This is a genomic window from Pseudoalteromonas sp. SIMBA_162, from assembly GCF_046535955.1.
Taxonomy (GTDB): Bacteria; Pseudomonadota; Gammaproteobacteria; order Enterobacterales; family Alteromonadaceae; genus Pseudoalteromonas; species Pseudoalteromonas marina.
The window spans coordinates 1-248 of record NZ_JAWJBQ010000908.1 but is presented as its reverse complement, the minus strand read 5'-3'; the positions used below and the strand labels follow the sequence as shown (position 1 = coordinate 248).

The 248-nt window shown below is 62.1% G+C and carries 1 protein-coding gene; it reads left to right on the top strand.

Translation table 11 applies throughout. The features are described 5' to 3' along the window. Positions 1–37 precede the first annotated feature (37 nt). On the top strand, positions 38–248 hold a 211-nt coding region (locus R0J88_RS22340; RefSeq protein WP_410901220.1), incomplete at its 3' end, for a hypothetical protein.

Genomic DNA, 248 nt, shown 5'->3' with positions numbered 1-248 from the left:
CGATGATCGCACGGAGATCCGTCGAGCGGGCGCCAGGTTGCTGGCAAAGGCACCAGCACCGATCTGCGGTCTGATCGAGGCACGCGGCGTGGGGATCTTGCGTGCTGATGTGGTGGCAGAGGTACAACTTCACGTCATTGTGGACATGAGCCAGCTTGAAACTGACCGGCTTCCGCGCCACGTACGACAGCAGGTTCTGGGCGTATCACTGCCCAGTCTGAAGCGCGCGGAAGGCGACCATTTCGCGG